The following is a 1,556-nucleotide window of genomic DNA, read 5'->3' on the forward strand; positions in this document are numbered from 1 at the left end:
ACGTCCCTGTTGTACATGGCTTGCTCGACCGCTACGCTCCCTGTCTCGCATTATTCATTTAAAATCCGTTTTCAGGTTTGATTAATTGGGAATTGAAGTTAGCTTCAATCCCCGTGTTCAAAAGGTAGTCGGCTGCTTTAAAATTATTTACAAAACGCAAGACCTAGCCCAAAAGCCCATTGAATTGATTGTTATAAAATGTAATTGCAACAATGAGTTACTTTTATTTAGAATTAAACCTTTCGTAAAGTAAAGAATTTTTAACTTCGAAATAAATATAAGAGGAATATACATTGATCGACAACATTATAGCGGGGGTAATAGCAGCCTTAATTAGTGGTCCTATACTGGCACTATTTTTCTTTTTTTTGAAAGAAAAACTCTTTGGAATACCTGATATTACAGGTAAGTGGTATTTCGAAATGGAAACTGTCAATAGTGATTATAATCCATACAAGGGAATGGTTTTGCGCTATGTTGCTGTTATTTGGAGGGAAGGGAATAAGTTAGCTGGTACGGTTGAGAAAATCTACGAGAACTCATCAACTGGGGAAAGAGAGTATGTAGGTGAAAAACGTTCACGCGGTCATTTAGAAGGCTTTTATGAGTTAAATTATTTATCAAAGGATAAAGTCTACATTCACATAAAAGAACAAGGAAGTGGAAGAGAGTCCACTAACTATTTTGAGTTAATAAGAAAGAACAATAATTTAATTACGGGAGCATTTAACTCGTTCGTTGCAAATCAAGATGGACTCACGAGATGGCAGAGAGAGAAATTTTAAAGTTAGGCTATTTTTTAGCGACAATTCCTTACTTATTCATTTCAAAAATAGCTCATAAGTTTAATTTATGGGGTTTAAGAGATGATGTTAATAAATGCTTAGAAGTTGTTGCTAGATATAACCATGTCATTTTGCCTAAAAAGCTTTTATTAACACTTGAACTTGGTGAAGATCACCGAAGTCAAATTCATTTGGGCATCGACCAAATTGCAATATGCAGATCTCTCTTTTCAACCATAAAAGGGCAAATACAGGGTGCAAGTACAATAGAACAGCAATTTGTAAGAGTTGTGGTAAATAGGTACCAAAGAACATTGAATCGGAAGATACTAGAACAACTTCTTGCTGTTTACATGTCTTCAATATTATCTAAAGGCATTATCTCAAAAACTTATCTTTGCATTGCTTATTATGGTGTCAGCGAGCAAGGTGTGATGAGATTAAAAGAATTTGATAACAAAGCATTTGTTGGCTTCACTTATTCTGATGCAATAAGGGTTATTGCCCGTTTAAAATATCCTCAGCCGTTAATTAGGAATAAACTTTGGCAATTAAAATTCGAACAGAGAACAATACATTTATCCAATAAATTAAGTATGCTTAATATTCATTCAAAGCCAAGTGAGTTTGGGCTTGCTTCAAAAGTTGATAATCATTCAAGTTCTCAATATTTTGTATACTATCCGTGAATCAATGATGCCAGATATATTGAGTTTCACACCCTTAACCCCTTAATCAAGCCTGAAAATACAATTTAAATGAATAATGCGA

Annotated in this window: 2 protein-coding genes; both read left to right on the top strand. The window is 33.9% G+C overall.

Translation table 11 applies throughout. The features are described from left to right. Positions 1–293: 293 nt before the first annotated feature. Positions 294–785 (top strand): hypothetical protein, encoded by a 492-nt coding sequence (locus tag ON073_RS20285; protein ID WP_274763680.1) that lies wholly within the window; start codon positions 294–296, stop codon positions 783–785. Then, positions 764–1,474: a transglycosylase domain-containing protein gene (locus ON073_RS20290; RefSeq protein ID WP_274763681.1), complete on the top strand. Its 711-nt coding sequence runs from the start codon at positions 764–766 to the stop codon at positions 1,472–1,474. Before ON073_RS20285 ends, ON073_RS20290 begins: the two co-directional genes overlap by 22 nt. Positions 1,475–1,556: the final 82 nt, after the last annotated feature.

The organism is Pseudoalteromonas sp. G4, from assembly GCF_028875915.1.
GTDB lineage: Bacteria > Pseudomonadota > Gammaproteobacteria > Enterobacterales > Alteromonadaceae > Pseudoalteromonas.

Bases quoted from the DNA above. Each gene is read 5' to 3' on its own strand.
- ON073_RS20290 (WP_274763681.1), top strand. From the start codon at position 764: ATGGCAGAGAGAGAAATTTTAAAGTTAGGCTATTTTTTAGCGACAATT.